At 70.2% G+C, this 17,854-nt stretch carries 21 protein-coding genes; 10 read left to right on the top strand and 11 right to left on the bottom strand.

Going from position 1 to position 17,854, the window contains the following annotated elements; all coding sequences use genetic code 11:
- Positions 1-25: 25 nt before the first annotated feature.
- Entirely contained in the window at positions 26-529 is a 504-nt protein-coding gene (locus BM228_RS02370) for a hypothetical protein (RefSeq protein WP_092036853.1), read from the bottom strand.
- 340 nt (positions 530-869) lie between these two features.
- On the opposite strand from BM228_RS02370, the gene tauA reads away from it, so the two are divergent.
- The 4 genes from tauA (at position 870) to BM228_RS02350 (ending at position 4,308) form a co-directional block, all read left to right on the top strand.
- Entirely contained in the window at positions 870-1,856 is a 987-nt protein-coding gene (gene tauA / locus BM228_RS02365; RefSeq protein ID WP_244536991.1) for a taurine ABC transporter substrate-binding protein, read from the top strand.
- A 34-nt stretch (positions 1,857-1,890) separates the two neighbouring features.
- Positions 1,891-2,676: a taurine ABC transporter ATP-binding protein gene (locus BM228_RS02360; RefSeq protein WP_092036849.1), complete on the top strand. Its 786-nt coding sequence runs from the start codon at positions 1,891-1,893 to the stop codon at positions 2,674-2,676.
- A gap of 1 nt (position 2,677) precedes the next feature.
- On the top strand, positions 2,678-3,532 hold the full coding sequence (locus tag BM228_RS02355; protein ID WP_092036847.1) for an ABC transporter permease subunit: 855 nt from the start codon (positions 2,678-2,680) through the stop codon (positions 3,530-3,532).
- A gap of 176 nt (positions 3,533-3,708) precedes the next feature.
- On the top strand, positions 3,709-4,308 hold the full coding sequence (locus BM228_RS02350; protein ID WP_092036845.1) for a PAS domain-containing protein: 600 nt from the start codon (positions 3,709-3,711) through the stop codon (positions 4,306-4,308).
- Positions 4,309-4,332: 24 nt separating this feature from the next.
- Here the strand turns inward: BM228_RS02350 and BM228_RS02345 are convergent, their stop codons facing one another.
- On the bottom strand, positions 4,333-4,656 hold the full coding sequence (locus tag BM228_RS02345) for a winged helix-turn-helix transcriptional regulator (RefSeq protein WP_092036844.1): 324 nt from the start codon (positions 4,654-4,656) through the stop codon (positions 4,333-4,335).
- 150 nt (positions 4,657-4,806) lie between these two features.
- Here BM228_RS02345 and gstA point away from each other — a divergent pair, with 150 nt between their 5' ends.
- Positions 4,807-5,436: a glutathione transferase GstA gene (gene gstA, locus BM228_RS02340; protein WP_092036842.1), complete on the top strand. Its 630-nt coding sequence runs from the start codon at positions 4,807-4,809 to the stop codon at positions 5,434-5,436.
- A 34-nt stretch (positions 5,437-5,470) separates the two neighbouring features.
- On the opposite strand, the gene BM228_RS02335 is transcribed toward gstA, so the two are convergent.
- Positions 5,471-7,144: a hypothetical protein gene (locus BM228_RS02335; RefSeq protein WP_092036840.1), complete on the bottom strand. Its 1,674-nt coding sequence runs from the start codon at positions 7,142-7,144 to the stop codon at positions 5,471-5,473.
- A gap of 304 nt (positions 7,145-7,448) precedes the next feature.
- Between BM228_RS02335 and BM228_RS02330 the strand changes: the two genes are divergently transcribed.
- Together BM228_RS02330 and BM228_RS02325 are read left to right on the top strand one after the other, a co-directional pair.
- A complete protein-coding gene (locus BM228_RS02330; protein WP_092036838.1) occupies positions 7,449-7,958 on the top strand; it encodes a ferritin-like domain-containing protein in 510 nt (169 codons plus the stop codon).
- A gap of 245 nt (positions 7,959-8,203) precedes the next feature.
- Complete coding sequence (locus BM228_RS02325; RefSeq protein ID WP_092036836.1) at positions 8,204-8,401, top strand: hypothetical protein; 198 nt, start codon at positions 8,204-8,206, stop codon at positions 8,399-8,401.
- A gap of 100 nt (positions 8,402-8,501) precedes the next feature.
- On the opposite strand, the gene BM228_RS02320 is transcribed toward BM228_RS02325, so the two are convergent.
- Positions 8,502-9,272: an SDR family NAD(P)-dependent oxidoreductase gene (locus BM228_RS02320; RefSeq protein WP_092036834.1), complete on the bottom strand. Its 771-nt coding sequence runs from the start codon at positions 9,270-9,272 to the stop codon at positions 8,502-8,504.
- 160 nt (positions 9,273-9,432) lie between these two features.
- Here BM228_RS02320 and BM228_RS02315 point away from each other — a divergent pair, with 160 nt between their 5' ends.
- A complete protein-coding gene (locus tag BM228_RS02315) occupies positions 9,433-10,074 on the top strand; it encodes a TetR/AcrR family transcriptional regulator (protein ID WP_092036832.1) in 642 nt (213 codons plus the stop codon).
- Between the two features lie 296 nt (positions 10,075-10,370).
- A complete protein-coding gene (locus BM228_RS02310; RefSeq protein WP_092036830.1) occupies positions 10,371-10,649 on the top strand; it encodes a type II toxin-antitoxin system RelE/ParE family toxin in 279 nt (92 codons plus the stop codon).
- A 15-nt stretch (positions 10,650-10,664) separates the two neighbouring features.
- Here BM228_RS02310 and BM228_RS02305 read toward each other — a convergent pair whose 3' ends face one another.
- From BM228_RS02305 to BM228_RS02275, 7 genes are all read right to left on the bottom strand, one after another.
- Positions 10,665-11,009, bottom strand: a complete 345-nt coding sequence (locus BM228_RS02305; RefSeq protein ID WP_007563362.1) for a DUF1330 domain-containing protein — start codon at positions 11,007-11,009, stop codon at positions 10,665-10,667.
- Between the two features lie 62 nt (positions 11,010-11,071).
- A complete protein-coding gene (gene pyrF, locus BM228_RS02300; RefSeq protein ID WP_092037326.1) occupies positions 11,072-11,764 on the bottom strand; it encodes an orotidine-5'-phosphate decarboxylase in 693 nt (230 codons plus the stop codon).
- Between the two features lie 68 nt (positions 11,765-11,832).
- On the bottom strand, positions 11,833-12,186 hold the full coding sequence (locus BM228_RS02295) for a BrnA antitoxin family protein (protein WP_092036828.1): 354 nt from the start codon (positions 12,184-12,186) through the stop codon (positions 11,833-11,835).
- A gap of 81 nt (positions 12,187-12,267) precedes the next feature.
- A complete protein-coding gene (locus BM228_RS36050; RefSeq protein WP_425284888.1) occupies positions 12,268-12,450 on the bottom strand; it encodes a BrnT family toxin in 183 nt (60 codons plus the stop codon).
- 59 nt (positions 12,451-12,509) lie between these two features.
- Entirely contained in the window at positions 12,510-13,136 is a 627-nt protein-coding gene (locus BM228_RS02285) for a uracil-DNA glycosylase family protein (RefSeq protein WP_092036826.1), read from the bottom strand.
- 143 nt (positions 13,137-13,279) lie between these two features.
- Positions 13,280-15,493, bottom strand: coding sequence for a xanthine dehydrogenase family protein molybdopterin-binding subunit (locus BM228_RS02280; RefSeq protein WP_092036824.1), 2,214 nt, complete (start codon positions 15,491-15,493; stop codon positions 13,280-13,282).
- Positions 15,494-15,537: 44 nt separating this feature from the next.
- Positions 15,538-15,993: a (2Fe-2S)-binding protein gene (locus BM228_RS02275; protein ID WP_092036822.1), complete on the bottom strand. Its 456-nt coding sequence runs from the start codon at positions 15,991-15,993 to the stop codon at positions 15,538-15,540.
- 273 nt (positions 15,994-16,266) lie between these two features.
- Here BM228_RS02275 and BM228_RS02270 point away from each other — a divergent pair, with 273 nt between their 5' ends.
- Positions 16,267-17,802: a sensor histidine kinase gene (locus BM228_RS02270; RefSeq protein ID WP_092036820.1), complete on the top strand. Its 1,536-nt coding sequence runs from the start codon at positions 16,267-16,269 to the stop codon at positions 17,800-17,802.
- The last annotated feature ends 52 nt before the right edge of the window (positions 17,803-17,854 follow it).

Genomic DNA, 17,854 nt, shown 5'->3' with positions numbered 1-17,854 from the left:
GGCAGCCGATCCGGCGGCGCACGCTCTAGCTTCCGAGCCGCGGCACGGCGCCGGGCGGCGGGGCCATGCTCGCCAGGTCCGAATCGACATGATGCTGGCCGTTCAGCTCCACGGGGGCAGGGCGGGCCAGTTCCAGGGCCGGAAGCGCGATGCTCTTCACATCGTTGCGCAGGGTGATCTGCTTGACCTCGACGGTTTGCCGCCGGCGCATGAGCGGGTTCTGGCGCACGTAGCTGATGAATTCCTCGGCCGCCCGCAGCTTTGATGTGTTCTGCTCGGCCTCCTGGGCTCGGATCCGCTCGGCCTCGGCCTCCCGAATCTTGGCCTCCTTGGCCTGGTGCTGCAGTTCGAGCGACGCGAAAGCAAGCCCGGTTGCCGCACGGTCGAACACGGCACTCGTTTTCAATGTCGGGTTGGAAAACAGAATATAGATGCTGTTGGAGATCAGAAAAGCGGCCACCAAGAACACGACCAGATCCATCGCACGTCCGCTCACGGCCCAGAAGACCAGCACGATGGCGAACGACAAGACAGAGAGTCCGAGAAGAATATATCGCAGGATCGACATGATCTAGCCTAAATTCATTTTTTTGAATCGAATTGATGGGATTTATAAAGGTTTCGATTCTGAAAGGCAAATCTATCGAAGCCTTGTGCGGTCCACAGGCTTCCGCTGCCGATCGTCCCCGCCCGGGGCGGATGGCCGGGTCCGCGAAGCGCGAGACCGGCCCGGAGCGATATCCCCTTGCCTCCGAAGCTTAACTTGTCCGACCCTGCCGTCGGCAAGCCGGCTCGGCATTGGGTCGGGGTGCCGGAGGGGGATGAGGTTCATGATTCCAGCAGGTTCGCATCGCCGCAGACTCGGCGCGTTGGCCATCCTCGCGGCGCTCGCGCCGCTGGTCCTCGGCGCCCTGGCGCCCGGCCGTGCCGGGGCCGCCGACAAGGAGGTCACCTTCGCCCATCAAGACATGGTGGTGCCGTTCCGGGCCCTGATGGATTCGGGCGCCATCGAGAAGGCCACCGGCTACACGGTGCACTGGCGCAAGTTCGGCGGCGGCGGCGACGTGATCCGCGCCATGGCGTCCGGCAACGTCCAGATCGGCGAGGCGGGATCGAGCCCGATCGCTGCGGCGGCCTCCCAGGGGCTCGACATCGAATTGTTCTGGATCCTGGACGAGATCGCCGATGCCGAGCAGCTGGTCGCGCGCAACGGCAGCGGCGTGAAGAGCCTCGCCGACCTGCGCGGCAAGACGGTCGCGGTGCCGTTCGTCTCGACCTCACACTACCAGCTCATCGCGGCGCTGGCGGGGGCCGGGCTGACCCAGAAGGATGTCACGATCCTCAACATGCGCCCGCCCGAGATCGCCGCCGCCTGGGAGCGCGGCGACATCGACGCGACCTTCATCTGGGATCCGGTGCTGGCCCGGGTGAAGAAGTCCGGCACGGTGCTGATCTCGGCCGGCGACATCGCCCGCCAGGGCAAGGCGACCTTCGACGGCCTGGTGGTGGACCGGGCCTGGGCGGCCAAGAACCGGGACTTTCTCGTCACCCTCGTGAAGCTCATCGCCGCGCAGGACGCCGCCTATGTGGCCAAGCCCTGGGCCGCCGATGCGCCGGAGGTGAAGGCCACGGCCAAGATCACCGGCTCGACCCCCGAGGAGGTGCCGGCGAGCCTGGCGGCCTACCGCTTCCCGACCCTCGACGCGCAGGCCTCCCCGGCCTGGCTCGGCGGCGCCGCCGCCAAGGCCCTGACCGAGACCGCCGAGTTCCTGAAGGCGCAAGGACGCGTGCAGGCGCTGGCGCCGGATTACGGCCGGTTCGTCACCACCGATTACGCGGCCGCGGCCCGGAAATAGCGATGGCTCCCCGGCGGCAGGTTCGGAGCGGCCCATGATCGAGATCCGCAACGTCAGCGTCCAGTACGGGGCGGGGGACTCCACCGTCGCCGCCCTCTCGGGGATCGACCTGACCATCCGGCCGGGGGAGTTCGTGGTCGCGCTGGGCGCCTCGGGCTGCGGCAAGACCACCCTGCTGTCGGCGATCGCGGGCTTCCTCGAACCGAGCGCGGGCAGCATCCTGCTCGACGGCAAGCCGATCCGGGGGCCGGGGGCCGACCGGGGCGTGGTGTTCCAGCGCCACGCCCTGATGCCCTGGCTGGATGTCGCCGAGAACGTCGCCTTCGGCCCGAAGATGCGCGGCGTCCCCCGGGCGGAACGGCGCCGGATCGCCCGCGCCATGCTCGACCTCGTCGGCCTCGCCGACTTCGCAGACCGGAAGGTCTACGAGCTCTCCGGCGGCATGCAGCAGCGGGTCGGCATCGCGCGGGCGCTCGCCAGCGACCCGCGCGCCCTGCTGATGGACGAGCCGCTGGGCGCGCTCGACGCCTTCACCCGCGAGCAGGTCCAGGAGCTGATCCTCCGGGTCTGGGACCGGACCGGCAAGATGGCGTTCTTCATCACCCACGATGTCGAGGAGGCGGTCTTCCTCGCCACCACGCTGCTGATCATGAGCCCGCGCCCCGGCCGCATCGTCGAGACGATCGCGCTGCCCTTCTCCCGGGCCTTCCTGGCCGGGCGCGACGCCCGGGCGGTGAAGTCGGATCCGGACTTCATCGCCATGCGCGAGCGCGTGCTCGGGCAGATCCATCACCGCGCAGAGCCGGCGCTCGGAGCCTGAGATGAGCGGCTTGCCCCTCGATACGCCGGCTCCCGCCCCCGCCGAGGCGGCACCCCGCCGACGTTTCGGAGCCGGCCGCGCCCTGCGCGACGGAGCGCTGGTCCCGGCCGTCAGCATCGCGACGGTGCTCGCCGTGCTGGCGCTCTGGGCGCTCGCGACCGAGGCCGGCTGGGTCAAGCCGCTGTTCCTGCCGCCCCCGGGGGCGATCCTGTCGGCCTTCGCGCAGGCCTGGAACGGCGATCTCGACGGGGCGCCGCTCGGCATGCATGTCCGGGACAGCCTGCTGCGCGTGGTCGGCGCCTTCCTGATCGCCGCCGCGGCCGGGATTCCCGCGGGCCTCGCCATGGGGACGAGCCGGATCGCCCGGGGCCTGCTCGATCCGCTGATCGAATTCTACCGGCCGCTGCCGCCCCTGGCCTACCTGCCGCTGATGATCATCTGGTTCGGGATCGGCGAGCTGTCGAAGGTGCTGCTGATCGTCCTGGCCTGCTTCGCCCCGGTGGCCCTGGCGACGCGCTCGGGCGTGCTCTCCGCCTCCGGCGACCAGATCAACGCGGCGCGGGCGCTGGGGGCGAGCCGCTGGCAGGTGCTGCGCTACGTGGTGCTGCCGGCGGCGCTGCCGGAGATCCTGATCGGCCTGCGGATCGGCATGGGCGTGGGCTGGACAACCCTGGTCGCCGCCGAAATGGTGGCGGCCCAGGCCGGGCTCGGCCAGCTCGTCCTCAACGCCTCGAACTTCCTGCGCACCGACGTGGTGGTGATGGGGATCCTGGTGATCGGCCTGTTCGCCGCCCTGTTCGAGTTCGGCATGCGCTGGCTGGAACGCAGGCTGGTGCCCTGGAAGGGCAAGGTCTGAGGGCCGTCCGGAGCGCGATTCGGGGACGAGGGCGAGCGGCGGGGCGGGGACAGGGGGCAACCGGCGCCGGCGTGCTCTGTTCGATCGACAATGTCTGATACAGCCGGCCCGCATGGCCGTGCCGATCAGTAACCGGGCTGACGCAGACAGGCGATCGGATATCGGGGGATATCGTGGTGGATCAGTCCGACGACATCGTCTCCGAGGCCGCCCTGATCGCGGCGCTCGAAGCCTCGGGCGGCGTCGGGTTCTGGATGTGGGATATCCCCAACGACGATGCGCACGCCGACCCGGTCACGGCGTTGCTGTTCAACATCAGCCCGGCCCGGTCGCGCGCGGGCGTCGGTCTCGCCGAGATCATGAAGGCGGTTTATCACGAGGATCAGGCGCATATCACGCAGGTCATCCTGGACTGCGTGCAATCCGGCGGCTCCTACACCGCGGAGTACCGGGTCTGCTCCCCGGAAGGGCGGCTGCGCTGGGTGTTCACCCGCGGCCATTTCTATCTGGACGAGGACGGCCGCCCGACGACGGGCCGGGGGGTCGTGGTCGAGATCTCGGACAGCAAGGCCGCCGGCATCGCCTTCGCCACCCGGGACGGGAGCACGATCGAGGGAGCCCTGAACAAGACAGCAGACCTGTGCCTGTCCCTACACAACGCCGTCTCGGAACTCGGCGACACGCGCATCGTCGCCCTGACGGAAACCCTGCTGCTCGAGATCGGCAAACATCTCGCCGAGCGGCAGCGCGCCTCGGCAAACCTGTCCCTGCACTGACCGGGTCAGGACGCGGCGAAACGCTCAGGCCGCGTCACGCTGCTTCAGCCACAGCCCGAATTCCTGGACGACGGACACGACCTTCTTCAGCCGCATCCCGTCCTCGGTCAGGGCATACTCCACCTTCACCGGCGTCGTCGGATACACGGTCCGCCGGATCAGGCCGGTGGCTTCGAGGGCGCGCAGATCCAGTGTCAGCATCCGCTGCGAGATGCCGGGCATGTCGCGCCGCAACTCGTTGAAGCGTTTCGGGCCGTCGATCAGATAGGACACCAGCAGCAGGCGCCAGCGGCCGCCGAGCAGGTGCATCGCGTGCTCGACGGAGCACCCGGTCACGGTCGCCCTCATCGGCCCGGGCCCGAACCCGGCACAGTATAATTCTTGTGCCCAGCGCTCAAACTACTGCGTTCTTCCGGCATCGTCTCGACTGCGCTAGGCAAAGGTCTGGAAACCATCGTTTCCGGCATCGACGTTACGGCACGTCTTCAGAGCTTGTCCATGAAACTGTATTCCATCCCCGCGAGCTGCTCGCTCGCGCCGCATATCGTCGCCCACGAACTCGGCCTCGACCTGACGATCTGCCGGGTCGATCACGCCACGCACAGGACGGAGGCGGGCGAGGATTACCTTGCCGTCAACCCGCACGGCTACGTCCCGGCCCTCGATCTCGGCGACGGCACCGTCCTGCGGGAGGGCCCCGCCATCCTGCAATACCTCGCCGACCTGAAGCCGGCGGCGGGTCTCGCCCCGGCGAACGGCAGCTTCGCGCGCTACCGCCTTCAGGAGATGCTCGGCTTCCTCAATTCGGAAATCCACAAGGGCTTCGTCCCCCTGCTCTACGCCCGGCTGGCGGGGCGCTGGGTCGAGACCGCCAAGCCGAAGCTCGAAGCGCGCTATGCCTGGATCGATGGGCAGCTCGCCGCGCAGGATTTCCTCCTGGGTGACAGCTTCACGGTCGCCGATGCCTACCTGTTCGCGCTCACCGGCTGGGGGCAGGCCCCGTGGCTGACCTCCTATTACCGGGCCGACATCCACTTCGATCGCCTGCACAACCTTCAGGCCTGGTACGGCCGGGTGCGCGGGCGCCCGGCCGTGCAGACGGCGTTGCAGGCGGAGGGTCTGCGATAGGGCAGCCTTGGCCCCGGCTTCCCTGGCCTAACCGTCAGAACGGATAGTAGCGCAGCGAGGCCAGCCCGGTGACGAGGTGGGCGGAGGGCTGGATCCCGTAGAGGCCCCGGAAGGCGTCGCGCTCGGTGTAGGAGGCCTGCGCGCCCGCCACGAGGCGCCCGTACGGGCCCTTGTACAGGTCGTGCCAGAAGCCGCCGGTGATCTGCCGGATGTCCCGGCTCTCCGCCTGGCAGGTCCCGCTCGCCGCCCCCTCGACGGCGCAGCCCGTCACCACCAGGGTCGGCGCGCCGTAGCCCGTGGTGTTGCGGGCGCCGGCCCGCGACGCGTGCTCCCAGCCGGCATAGAGGTAGACGTCGGTGCCCGGCTGGACATGGGCGACCGCGCCGGTCAGCAGCTGGAAGGCCGGGATCGGCGCAATCGAGCCGTCGGCCTTGAGGGCGAAGTCCGGCAGCTGCGCCGAGCCGTAGCGGCCGATGCCCTGGCCGACGAGGCCGCTGACCTGGATGTCGAGCCCCTTGTCGATCACCGGCAGGGTGGCGGCGCCGCCGATCCCGTAGCCCAGGGCGCTGTCCGAGCGGCCGGGGAGGCGGCTCGCGGCGGTGATGTTGGTCGCGCTCAGGCGGTCGTCGAAGACGCGCACCAGCCCCTTGACCTCGTAATGGCCGAAGCCCGGCTCGACGGCGAGCTTGCCGACGATGTCGGGGGCGCTGTTGTTCGAGTAGGTGGTCGCGGTGTTGAGCAGGCCGGCACCGTCGCCGGTGTTGTTGAGGTTGACGAGGCCCGGCGCGGCGAACGGGCTCGGCGGCAGCACGCTCTGGGGCGATTCCGCCGACAGGCCGGCCCAGAGGCCCGGCGCCAGGTCCTTGACCACCCGCACCTGCGGGTTGCGGGTCCAGTTGAAGCCCGGGACGTATTGCGCGTCGATGGTGAGCGGGATCTGCTCCTTGAGCGGCGTGATCCCGGAGAGGTCCGTGGTGATCAGGCTCCAGGCCTGGCCCGCCAGCACGTGCCAGCCGGACTCCAGGGCGTCGACGGTGGCGAAGATCTGCCGGACCCGCGGCGTGTAGCTGTTGCTCTCGCGGGAATTCGAGGTGGTGCCGGCCGCCAGGAAATCGATCTCGTAATAGCCCGAGATCTGGAGCGTCGGCTCGACCTTGGCGGTGAACAGGCCGCTCAGGCGACTCTGCCGGGCGGAGAAGCGGAACTCGCTCTCGCGCGCCTGCGGGCTGTTGCGGAACGGGACGCCGTTGAAGTCGGTGGCGACGTCCGAGACGAGGTTGGGGTTGCGGAAGACGCCCGCCAGCTCGACGAAGCCCCCCGGGGTGAAGCAGATCGCCGGCCCCAGCGCGTAGCTGCCGGCGTTGCAAACGAGGTCGTTGGCGAGGATCACCGGCGTATGCTCGGAGGTGGCCGGCCGCGCCCCGCCCGGGCCGCCCGCCTGCGCCACCTGCTGCTGGCGCTCGGTCCGCGCGGCGAGGCGCGCCTGCTCGTGCGACAGGGCTCGTCGGGCACGCGTCTCGCCGGCCAGCGCGCTGCGCTGCGTTCCCGCCTGCCGGCGCAGGGCGGCGAGCTCCTGCTGCATCGCCTGCATCTGCCGCTGCATCGCGTCCATCCGGGCCGCCATCGCGGCGACATCCTGGGCGCGGGCGGGAAGGGCCGTGAGGCCGGCGGCGAGCGCCAGGGCGCCCGGAAGGATGAAGCGGGACATCAATCGTCACCCCGTGCAGGCGCGGGTCCGACAGGCGGACCGGAGGTGGGCTCCGGGACTTCTCGGACAAGCTGTGCGACGCGGGCGTGACGGCCCGACTTTTCATCCTCATCCCATGCGGGAAAGCCGTTTTCCGCATGCGGTGACGGGGTCGCTGTGGCCCTGGGGCCACGCGCTCGGCAGGCGCGCCCGGGGCCGATCGGGGCGGGGCCTGCGACCTTCCCGGCAGGAACTTGGCCGTGCGCGCGAGGCGTTCCCCTGGGGACCGGATCGCCACGATCCACACCCCTCGCGAGACTGCAGCATGACCTTGGACACACGATCCATCTACGTCACCGCCCTGAAGAACACCCACGCCGTCGAGATGCAGGCCCTGCAGATCATGGAGCGGCAGGTCGAGCGCCTGGAGCATTATCCGGAGATGGAGAAGGCCCTGCGCCGGCACATCGAGGAGACGCACGGCCAGCGCCAGCGCCTGGAGGAAGCCCTGCAGAGCCTGGGTGACAGCCCCTCGGCGCTCAAGGAGGGGTTTTTGGGCTTCGTCGGCAACATGATGGCCCTCGGCCACACGCCGGCCCAGGACGAGATCCTGAAGAACACCTACGCCAACCACGCCTTCGAGAATTTCGAGATCGCGGCCTACGAGTCCCTGCTCACGATCGCCGACGCGGCCGGCCAGCAGGGCCACCGGACCGGCTTCCAACAATCGCTGAAGGAGGAGCAGGGCATGGCCGAGGCGGTGCGCGCGCTGATCAAGCCGACCACCGAGCGCTACCTCGCCCTGACCACGGCCGGCGAGAAGGCCGACCGCTGACGCGACGAATCTCGGCCGGCGCCGCGAGTGGATACGCCGGCCTTTCCAAGACCCGCGCCGCCCCGAGGGTGACGGTGCGGGCGCGCCTTGCCTTGAACTGTTATAGTCAAGCTCTGCCGAGATCTGGCTCGGCGTGACCCGAACACTCGATTCGTCTCGGATCGGGCGAGAAAAACAGTCGCGCCCGGCGAACCGAACGCCAGCGTGACGGTTATGTCCTCAACGACTATTCCGGAGGGCAGGACATGGCCAAGCACGAGATCCTCGGCTACTTTGAGCACCGCCGCGACGGGGCCTGGGTGTGCGTTCGGCCGTTCACCCTGACCACCCGCGATGCCAGCATCGACATCCGCCAGGGCATGCGCTTCGATTACGGCAAGCGCGTCGCCGGCCTCGACCTGGCCGAGTACCTGGAGCAGCTGGGCTCGCAGTTCGGGTCGTAGGCTCGACGACGGCCGCCCGGCATCGCGCCGGCGGCCTCGCACCACGAGGTTCGTTTCAGCGCCGGGCGCCGGGCCAACAAGCCCGGCGCCCGTTGCCGTTTCAGGCACCGCCCCACTGCATGGTCAGGCCGCCATCGACCACCAGCGTGTGGCCGGTGACGTAATCGGACGCGCCCGAGGCGAGATACAGGATCGCCCGGGCGATCTCTTCCGGCTGGCCGGCCCGGTGCCACGGGATCCGCTCCAGGGACTGATCGAGCACCTCGGTCTTCTCGAAGCGGTCGGCGGTCATCGGTGTCTCGATCAGGCCGGGGGCGACGTTGTTGACGTTGATCCGGTCCTCGGCGAGTTCCCGCGACAGGCTGCGGCACAGGGAGCCGAGCCCGGCCTTCGACATGCCGTAGGGGGCGCTCTCGGGGGTCGGCAGGTGCTGGGCCACCGAGGAGACGAACACGATCTTGCCGCTGCCGCCCTCCGCCCGACGCATCCCGATGAACGGGCGCGCGCAGAACAGTGGTCCCATCAGGTTCACCCGCAGGATGCGCTCCAGCAGGGCATCGTCCATCTCGGCCACCGGCACGCCGCTCATCGCTTGACCGGCATTGGCCACCAGGATGTCGAGGCCGCCCAGCTCGCTGCCGATGCGGTCGTAGGCGGCGTTCACCGCGGCCGGGTCGCCGACATCCAGTTGCAGAACCAGGGCCCGGCGGCCCGTGGCCTCGACCCGGGCGGCGGTCTCCCGGATGCCCGCCTCGTCGGTGTGGTAGGTAATCGCTACGTCCGCGCCCTCGCGGGCGAACAGTTCCGCGGTGGCCTGCCCGATGCCGGAATCGGCTCCGGTGATCAGGGCTCGCTTGTCGGTCAGGATCATCGTGCGTGTCTCGCGCGCGCCGCCTGTGAGGCGGCCGGATGCCGGGGCAATCGGTCCGGGCGGAGAGGGTTCCGGACGCGCGGACCCGCCGCAGGGAATCGTGGATCGGGAGCGGTCGGGGTCTTTGACGCCCGCCGCGCCCGTGTCCTAGTGAGAGGGCATGTCCCTGGATGCCCCGAACCCCCTGCTCGCGGAGGAGAGCGCACCGACCACCCGCTGCCGGATCCTGGCGACGGCGGCGGGGTATTTTCGCGAGATCGGCTACCAGAAGACCACCGTGGCGGACATCGCCCGGACGCTGAAGATGAGCCCGGCCAACGTCTACCGGTTCTTCGACTCGAAGAAGGCGATCAACGAGGCGGTGCTGGAGCGGCTGATCGGCGAGATCGAGGCCCTGGTCTCGGAAGTGGCCGCCCGTCCGGGCCTCAGCGCCACCGAGCGCCTGGTGGCGGCGATCGACCTGCTGCACCGCGACTGCACCCGGCGCAGCAAAGAGTTTCCCCGGCTGCACGAGATGGTCGAGGCGGCCATGGGCGAGAGCTGGGAGGTCTGCCGCCATCACATCGCCCGGGTCACAGCCGGGTTCGAGCGCATCATCCGCGACGGGGTGGCGCGCGGCGAGTTCGAGGCCGCCGACCCGGCGGAAGCGGCCGCCTGCATCCATGCCGGCATCGCCCGCTACACGCATCCGCTGCTGGTCGGGCAGACCGCGCTTCAGCCGGTGCCCTCGCTCGAGGCCATGACAGCGTTCCTGCTGCGGGGCCTCGCGCCGAGGGGGCGGACTGATGCCGGACCGGCGTAGGTCACGCATCGAAGCCAGGAAACGGCAGCTTCGGCGGCACTTCCACACAGGCTTGCGTGGTCTTATGCTCGACGAATGACGCGCCGCCTCCCTCCTCGCACGACGGCCTTGACGGGCAACGGCGGCGTGCTGCGTCCAGCAGACACGACAGCCCCTCCTGTCGGTATCAACCACGACTCGCCCGAACCGATGAGCGATGAGGAACGCGCCGCTGTGCAACGCGGCTTGGCCGACCTACGCGCGGGCCGGTTCGCCACAGCGGCAGAAGTCGAAGCCGCGTTCCGCCGCTTCAGGCCTTGAGGATCGTCTACACCCGTGCGGCCCTTGCAGATCTCGACGGCATCGCGGACTACCTCATGCTCCGCAATCCCCGCGGCGCCGCCAACGTCGAAGCAGATATCCAAACCGCGATCGGCCGGTTGAGCGTCCATCCCTTCAGCGGGCGCGCCCAGGGCGAAGCGGGCGTGCGCAAAGCAGTCTCATCCCGCTACCGATATCGCGTCTTCTACGCGGTCGATAATGCTGCCAGCGTTGTCCAGGTGCTGGCGATCCTGCATCCTTCCCGACAGAGCTAGGTCGATCCGGCACGCCTACTCCGAGGCCCGTCCGGCTTCCGGCGCGGGCTCGGAAGTGCTGGGCTGCGGGCCGTCATAGCCCTCGATCACCAGGATCTCGGCCTCGACCCCGCCGCGCTGCTTGGCCTTGGCCGCCTGGTAGAGATCGGAGTTCCAGCAGGCCAGGGCGTCGGCGTAGCTCGGGAATTCGATCACCACGTTGCGGGATCGGGGCTGCCCCATCACCGCCTCGAAGGCGCCGCCGCGCACCAGGAAACGGCCGCCATGCTTGGCGAAGGCGGCGCCGTTGGCGGCCACGTAATCCTTGTAGGCCTCCGCGTCGCGGACATCGACCCGCGCGATCCAGTAGCCCTTTGCCATCCTGCGCCTCATCGGTTGCGGAGTTGAGATGGATTCCGGTTGCCTGAAGGCAATGCCGGGGATCAGGCCAGGTCGGCGACGATCGCCTGGGCGACCGCGCGCGGGTCGGCGGCGCCGGTGATCGGGCGCCCGACCACGACGTGATCGATGCCGGCCTTGCGAGCGTCCCCGGGGGTCATCACCCGCTTCTGGTCGCCGGCCTCGGCGCCCGCCGGGCGGATGCCCGGGGTGACGATCAGCCGGTCGGGCCCGACGATGCGCCGGACCGAGGCCGCCTCGGTCGCCGAGCAGACCAGGCCGTCGATACCAATCTCCGCGGCCTGGGCGGCGCGCTTGGCGACCAGCTCGGCCACCGGCAGGCCGTAGCCGGCCTCAGCCGCGTCGGCATCGTCGTAGGAGGTCAGCACCGTCACGGCCAGGATCTTGAGGCCCGCGCCCCGTCCGCGGACGGCCGCCCGCATGGTCTGGGGATAGGCGTGCACGGTCAGGAAGGTGGCGCCCAGGCCCGAGGCCGAGCGCACGCCCTCCTCGACGGTGTTGCCGATGTCGTGGAGCTTCAGGTCGAGGAAAATCTTGAGGCCCCGCGCCGCCAGCCGCTCGGCCAGCGCCAACCCGCCCGCGTAGCCCAGCCGGTAGCCGATCTTGTAGAAGGTCGCGGCATCGCCGATCCGGTCGATTAGCGCCTCGGCCTCGGGCACGCTCGGGAGATCGAGGGCCACGATCAGGCGGTCGCGGGGGTCGGCACTCACGGTCATCGGGGCGTCCTTCGGGCTGGCGGCACCGACCATGCCGCGGCGATCCCTGTCAATCCGGCCCCGGCGCGTCAGCCGCGCTTGACGGTCCTGGTGCGCCGCTTGCCACGCGCGATGCCCTCGGCCAGGGCCTGGTTCATCCGCGCCTGCCAATCAGGACCGCCGGCCTTGTAGGCGGCGAGCACGTCGGGATCGACGTTCAGGGTGAGTTGCACCCGCCCGGTCTCATCCTGCACGGGATGCCCCTGAGTCAGGGCGGCGTAGACGGCGGGCGGAAGCACGTCGCGGGCTGGGCGCAGGCGCGCCAGTTCGGCGTCGGTCAGTTCCGCCGAATCGGGATTGTTGGCGATGGACGCCTGGAGGAGGGCCTCCTCGGCATCGCTGAGCGGTGGCGCCCTTCGCTTGGTCATGTCACGCGTCGTCATAGGCCGTCCGCTCCTTCCGGCTCGCAGGGCGCAGGCTGATCGCCGAAACGACCTCCGTTCCGAGCACCGCGAACGTGAGGGTCAGAGCTGCGAGTCCAGGAAACCGATGGCCTTGAAGCGGCGCCCGCCAGTCTTGCTCGCGTAGGTCTCGCTGACCAGGGCGGTCTCCCATTTGAAACGGGCCTGCGCGTCGGCGAAATCCAGGCCGTGCCCCTCGGGCGGAGGCCTGAGGTTCCTCTGACGCTTCGGCTCGTCCCAGACCATCCGCACACGATTTTTGTAGCGCCCGAATGGCGGCTCCGTCGAGCCTGTTCAGGGCATGCTCACCCACCCAGCACCCGCGCCACCTCCGCCTTCAGCACCGGCAGCAAGTCCGCCTCGAACCAGGGCTCGCGCTTGAGCCAGCCGTTGTTGCGCCAGGACGGGTGGGGCAGGGGCAGGACCCGGGGGCGGCGGGGCTCGGCGAGGATCGCGCGCCAGCGTCGCACGGTGCCGGTCAGGCCGTCCTCCATCCGGCCCAGATGCCAGGCCTGCGCGTACTGGCCGATCACCAGGATGAGATCGAGGTTCGGCAGGCCGGAGAACAGCTCCGAGCGCCAGCGCTCGGCGCATTCCCGGCGCGGCGGCCGGTCGCCGCCCTTGGCGTCGAGGCCGGGGAAGCAGGAGCCCATCGGCACGATCGCCACCTGGGCGGGGTCGTAGAACCGCGCCTCGTCGAGACCGAGCCAGCTCCGCAGCCGCACGCCCGACGGATCGGTGAACGGCATACCGGTGCGGTGGGCGCGGGTTCCGGGGGCCTGGCTCGCCACGCAGAGCCGGGCGCCGGTGCTGCCCTGCACGATCGGCCGCGGCTCCTGGGGCAGGGGCGGCCCGTAAAGCGGGCTGTCCCGGCAGAGACGGCAGGCGCGCAGGCGGGTGGCGGTGTCTTCGAACGGGACAGGTGCGGGCATCGCCTCCAAGATGGCGAGCGGCCGCGCAGAAACCAAAAAAAACGGCGCGGTGTCGCGCCGCGCCGTCGTCAGTCGGGTCTCTTGCCTTGGGGGGAAGGCCCGTCCGTCCTACGCCGGGGCGGACGGGCGCGCCGTGCGATTCGTCACGCGCCCTTCACCCCGGAGAGGTCAAGAGGCAGGGCGCGCAGGCGCCGGCCGGTGGCGGAGAACACCGCGTTGGCGATGGCCGGCGCCAGCACCGGGACGCCGGGCTCGCCGATGCCGGTGGGCGCTGCCTGGCTCGGCACGATATGCACCTCGACCTTCGGCATCTCGCTCATGCGGGTCGGCTCGTAGGCATCGAAATTGTGCTCCTGCACCTGGCCGTCCTTCAGGGTGATGCGGTTGCGCAGCACCGCCGACAGGGCGAAGCCGACCGCGCCCTCGACCTGGGCGCGGATCACGTCCGGGTTGACCGGGACGCCGACATCCACCGCCGCCACGATCCGGTTCACCCGGATCCCGGCCTCCTGCGCGGAGACGTCGGCCACCATGGCGACGTAGGAGCCGAAGGATTCGTGGACCGCCACCCCGAGGCCGCGCCCCTTCTCTTGCGGCTTGTTCTGCGGCTTGCCCGTCCAGCCGGCCTTGTCGGCGGCGAGCTTCAGCACGCCGGAGAGGCGCGGCGCCTGCGCGAGCAGCGACAGCCGGTAGGCCACCGGATCGACGTCGGCGGCATGGGCCAGCTCGTCGATCATCACCTCCATCACGTGCGCCGTGTGGGTGTGGCCGACCGAGCGCCACCACAGGACCGGAACACCCTCGCGGCCGTTATGGACGCCGAACCGGTAGGCCGGCAGCGCGTAGGGCGTGTCGGAAGCGCCCTCCACGGTGGTCGAATCGATGCCGTTCTTGACGATCATCGCCTCGAAGGGCGAGCCGATCATGATCGACTTGCCGACCATGACGTGGTCCCAGCCGACCACCGCGCCCTTGGCGTCGATGCCGGCCCGGACCTTGTGCAGCACGGTCGGGCGGTAATAGCCGCCGGCCATGTCGTCCTCGCGGGTCCAGACGAGGTGGACGGGCACCTTCTCGCCGCTGGCCTTCAGCACGGTGGCGGCTTCCGCGAGGTAGTCGGCGGTGGGCGTCGCCCGGCGGCCGAAGGAGCCGCCGGCCCAGTTGCTGTGGAGCCGGACCCGGTCGGGGGTCACCCCGAGGATCGCCGCCATGGTCGCCTGCTCCACGGTCTGAAACTGGAAGCCGGCATAGACGTCGTAGCTGCCGTCGGCCGCCCGCTCGATCGTGGCGTTCAGGGGCTCCATCGCCGCGTGGGCGAGGTACGGGAAGGTGAACTCGGCCTCGATCACCTTGGCGGCGCCCTTGAGCGCGGCCTGCGGGTCGCCCCGCTCCGAGGCGGTGAGGCCGGGGGCCTTGGCCCGCTCCCGGTACTCGGCCAGGATCGCGTCGGACGAGCGGGTCTCGGCGGCGCTGTCGTCCCAGGTGACGGTGAGCGCCTCGCGGCCCTTCATGGCCGCCCAGGTGTCCCGGGCGATCACGGCCACGCCGGTGGGGACCTGCACCACGTCGAGCACGCCCGCGACCTTGCGGGCGGCGGCAGCGTCAAAAGTCTTCACGGTGGCGCCGAAGCGCGGGGCGCGGGCGACGACGGCGGTGACCTGGTTCGGGCGGCGGATGTCGAGGGAGTAGATCGCCGAGCCGTTGGTCTTGGCGACGGAATCGAGGCGCGGCACCTTCGTGCCGATGAGTTTCCACTCGCTCGGGTCCTTGAGCCGCGGCTCGGACGGGACCGGCAGGGAGGCGGCCGAGGCGGCGAGCTCACCGAACCGGGCCTGCCGCCCCGACGCCGCGTGGCGCACCACGCCGTCCGCGACGGTGATCTCCGCGACCGGGACCTTCCAGCGGAAGGCGGCCTCGGCCATCAGCATCTCCCGGGCGGCAGCGCCGGCCTTGCGCAGCTGGAACCAGGAATTGGCCACCGCGGTGGAGCCGCCGGTGCCCTGGATCGGGCCCATCAGGCTGTTGTTGTAGAGCGTCGCGTCCGCGGGCGCGAACTCGGTGCGGACCGTCTTCCAGTCGGCGCCGAGCTCGTCGGCCAGGATCGTGGCCAGCCCGGTGGTGTTCCCCTGGCCCATGTCGAGGTGCTTGATCACCACCGTGACGGTGTCGTCCGGGGCGATCCGCACGAAGGCGTTGGGCTGGGCCTTGACGCTCGCGAGATCCGGCCCGGCGGCGGCTCGGGCGGGTTTCGCGTCCAGCCGGAAGGCGACCACGATGGCGCCGGCGCCGGCCAGGAAGCCGCGGCGGCTGGTCCGGGCGGGGGGCGGGACTCGGTTCGGTCGACGGGCGTTCAGCATGGCGGCGATGCTCCGGTCAGGACCGCGGGGAGGGGTGTTCGGTTTCAGGCGAGGTCGCGCGCGGCCTCGTGGATCGCGGCGCGGATGCGCTGGTAGGTGCCGCAGCGGCAGATGTTACCGTCCATGGCGCCGTCGATGTCGAAATCGCTGGGCTTGGCGTTGCCGGACAGGAGCCCGATCGCCGACATGATCTGTCCCGACTGGCAGTAGCCGCACTGCACGACGTCGAGCTTGCGCCACGCGGCCTGGACCGCCTCGGCCACCCGGCCGGAGACGCCCTCGATGGTGGTGATTTGGGCGGTGCCGACATCGCCGAGCTTCGTCTGGCAGGACCGCACCGGCTGTCCGTCGAGATGGACCGTGCAGGCGCCGCATTGCGCGATGCCGCAGCCGTACTTGGTGCCAGTCGCGTCAAGGCGGTCCCGCAGCACCCAGAGCAGCGGCATATCCGGGTCGGCGTCGACCTCGTGGGTGACGCCGTTGACGGTGAGCTTCGGCATGGTCGGCGGCCCTCGGTCGACACGCGGAATCCGGCGCGCACCGGATCGCGGCACTCGGCCCGCCACGCGTGTCGTTTACCGTAACCGGGCCTGCGCCAGCAACGATGTGTGGCAGCACACGGACACCCGGAGCGCCCGTCGCCGCGAAGCGGCCGATGCTTAAGATCCGACCGATATCGGCAGCCGCTTCTTAAGATATCCGCCCCATCCTGGCGCCATCACCGCCCTTCCCAGCTGGCCCGCGCCGCGTTCGAGCCGAGTTTCAAGAGACCCATGTCCGATCTCACCGTCGAGATGGTGCAGCGCGGTCGCGGCCCTTCGACGGAGGAGGCGGCGCGACGCCTCGGTGTCGCCCGCGAGATCCGCTCGGCCCGCGAGAAGCTGACCTCGCAGACCGGCCTGGAGCGGGCCTTCGACCACGAGCTGCTGCGGCATTACGCCCGGTACCGGGCCGGGGCCGGAATCCCGCTGGTCCTGTTCGCCGCGACGCTCGCCACGGCGGCGACCTTCTGGATCGCGCCCGTCGTCGCCGCCCTCTGGGCCCTAGGCGTGTTCCTGATGATCACGCTCAACACCACGCTGAGCCGCAGCTTCCTGCGCGCCGACGCGGCGACGATCCCGCTGGCCCGCTGGCGCCGCCGCTTCCTGTTCGGCGAGGTGCTGCAGAGCCTGTCCTGGTCGGCGATGATCGGCCTCGGCGCCACCGGCGGCTGGACCTTCGCGCTGTTCGGCCTGGTGATCGCGGCCGCCGTCACCACCATGCTGGCCGCGACCGTGCCAGCGGCGGCGGTGATCGCCCTGGTGCCGCTGGCGCTCGCCACCGCGTCGCTCGCCGCCTTCTCGAAGGGCATGGACGCGCTGCTGCTGGTGGCGATGGCCGCGGGCGCGCAGATCTTCTTCCTGGGCCTGTCCCGCCGCCTCTACGCCTCGACCGTGGGCGCCCTGCGCTCGCGCGCCGAGAAGGACGCGGTGTTCGGCGAGCTGGAGCAGGCCAAGGCCAATTCCGACGAGGCCCGGCGCCGGGCCGAGGAGGCGAACCTCGCCAAGTCCCGCTTCCTCGCCACCATGAGCCACGAGCTGCGCACGCCGCTCAACGCCATCCTGGGCTTCTCGGAGGTGATGAAGAACGAGGTGTTCGGCATCCACACGGCGCCGTCCTACCGGGAGTACTCGAACGACATCCACGACAGCGGGATGCACCTCCTCAACCTGATCAACGAGATCCTCGATTTGTCGCGCATCGAGGCCGGCCGCTACGAACTCAACGAGGAGGCGGTGCAGCTCGCCCACATCGTGGAGGAGTGCCGCCACATGATGGGCCTGCGCGCCAAGGCGAAGAACCAGACCTTCCACGACCTGGTCGACGGCTCCCTGCCGCGGCTCTGGGCGGACGAGCGCGCGCTGCGCCAGATCGTGCTCAACCTCCTGTCGAACGCCGTGAAGTTCACGCCGCCCGGCGGCGAGATCTGGCTGAAGGTCGGCTGGACCGCCTCGGGCGGGCAATACGTCTCGGTGAAGGACAGCGGCCCCGGCATCCCCGAGGACGAGCTCGGGACGGTGATGTCCTCGTTCGGCCGCGGCTCCCTGGCGATCAAGACCGCTGAGCAGGGCTCGGGCCTCGGCCTGCCGATCGTGAAGGGGCTGGTGGAGCTCCACGGCGGCCAGTTCCAGCTGTCCTCGCGACCGCGGGAGGGCACCGAGGTGATCGTCACCCTGCCGGCCTCCCGGGTGATGGACACGCTGCCCCCGGTCGATGTCGGCGCCGACGCCTTCGTGCCGGCCCGCAACGCTTTCAACCGCGCCGCCTGAACGACCAGGGCTCCGCCCTGGACCCGCAAAAGGTCTCGGACCTTTTGAGACC

It is taken from the genome of Methylobacterium pseudosasicola (assembly GCF_900114535.1).
GTDB lineage: Bacteria > Pseudomonadota > Alphaproteobacteria > Rhizobiales > Beijerinckiaceae > Methylobacterium > Methylobacterium pseudosasicola.
The sequence above is the reverse complement of the archived record's forward strand: the minus strand, read 5'-3'. Positions and strand labels throughout refer to the sequence as shown.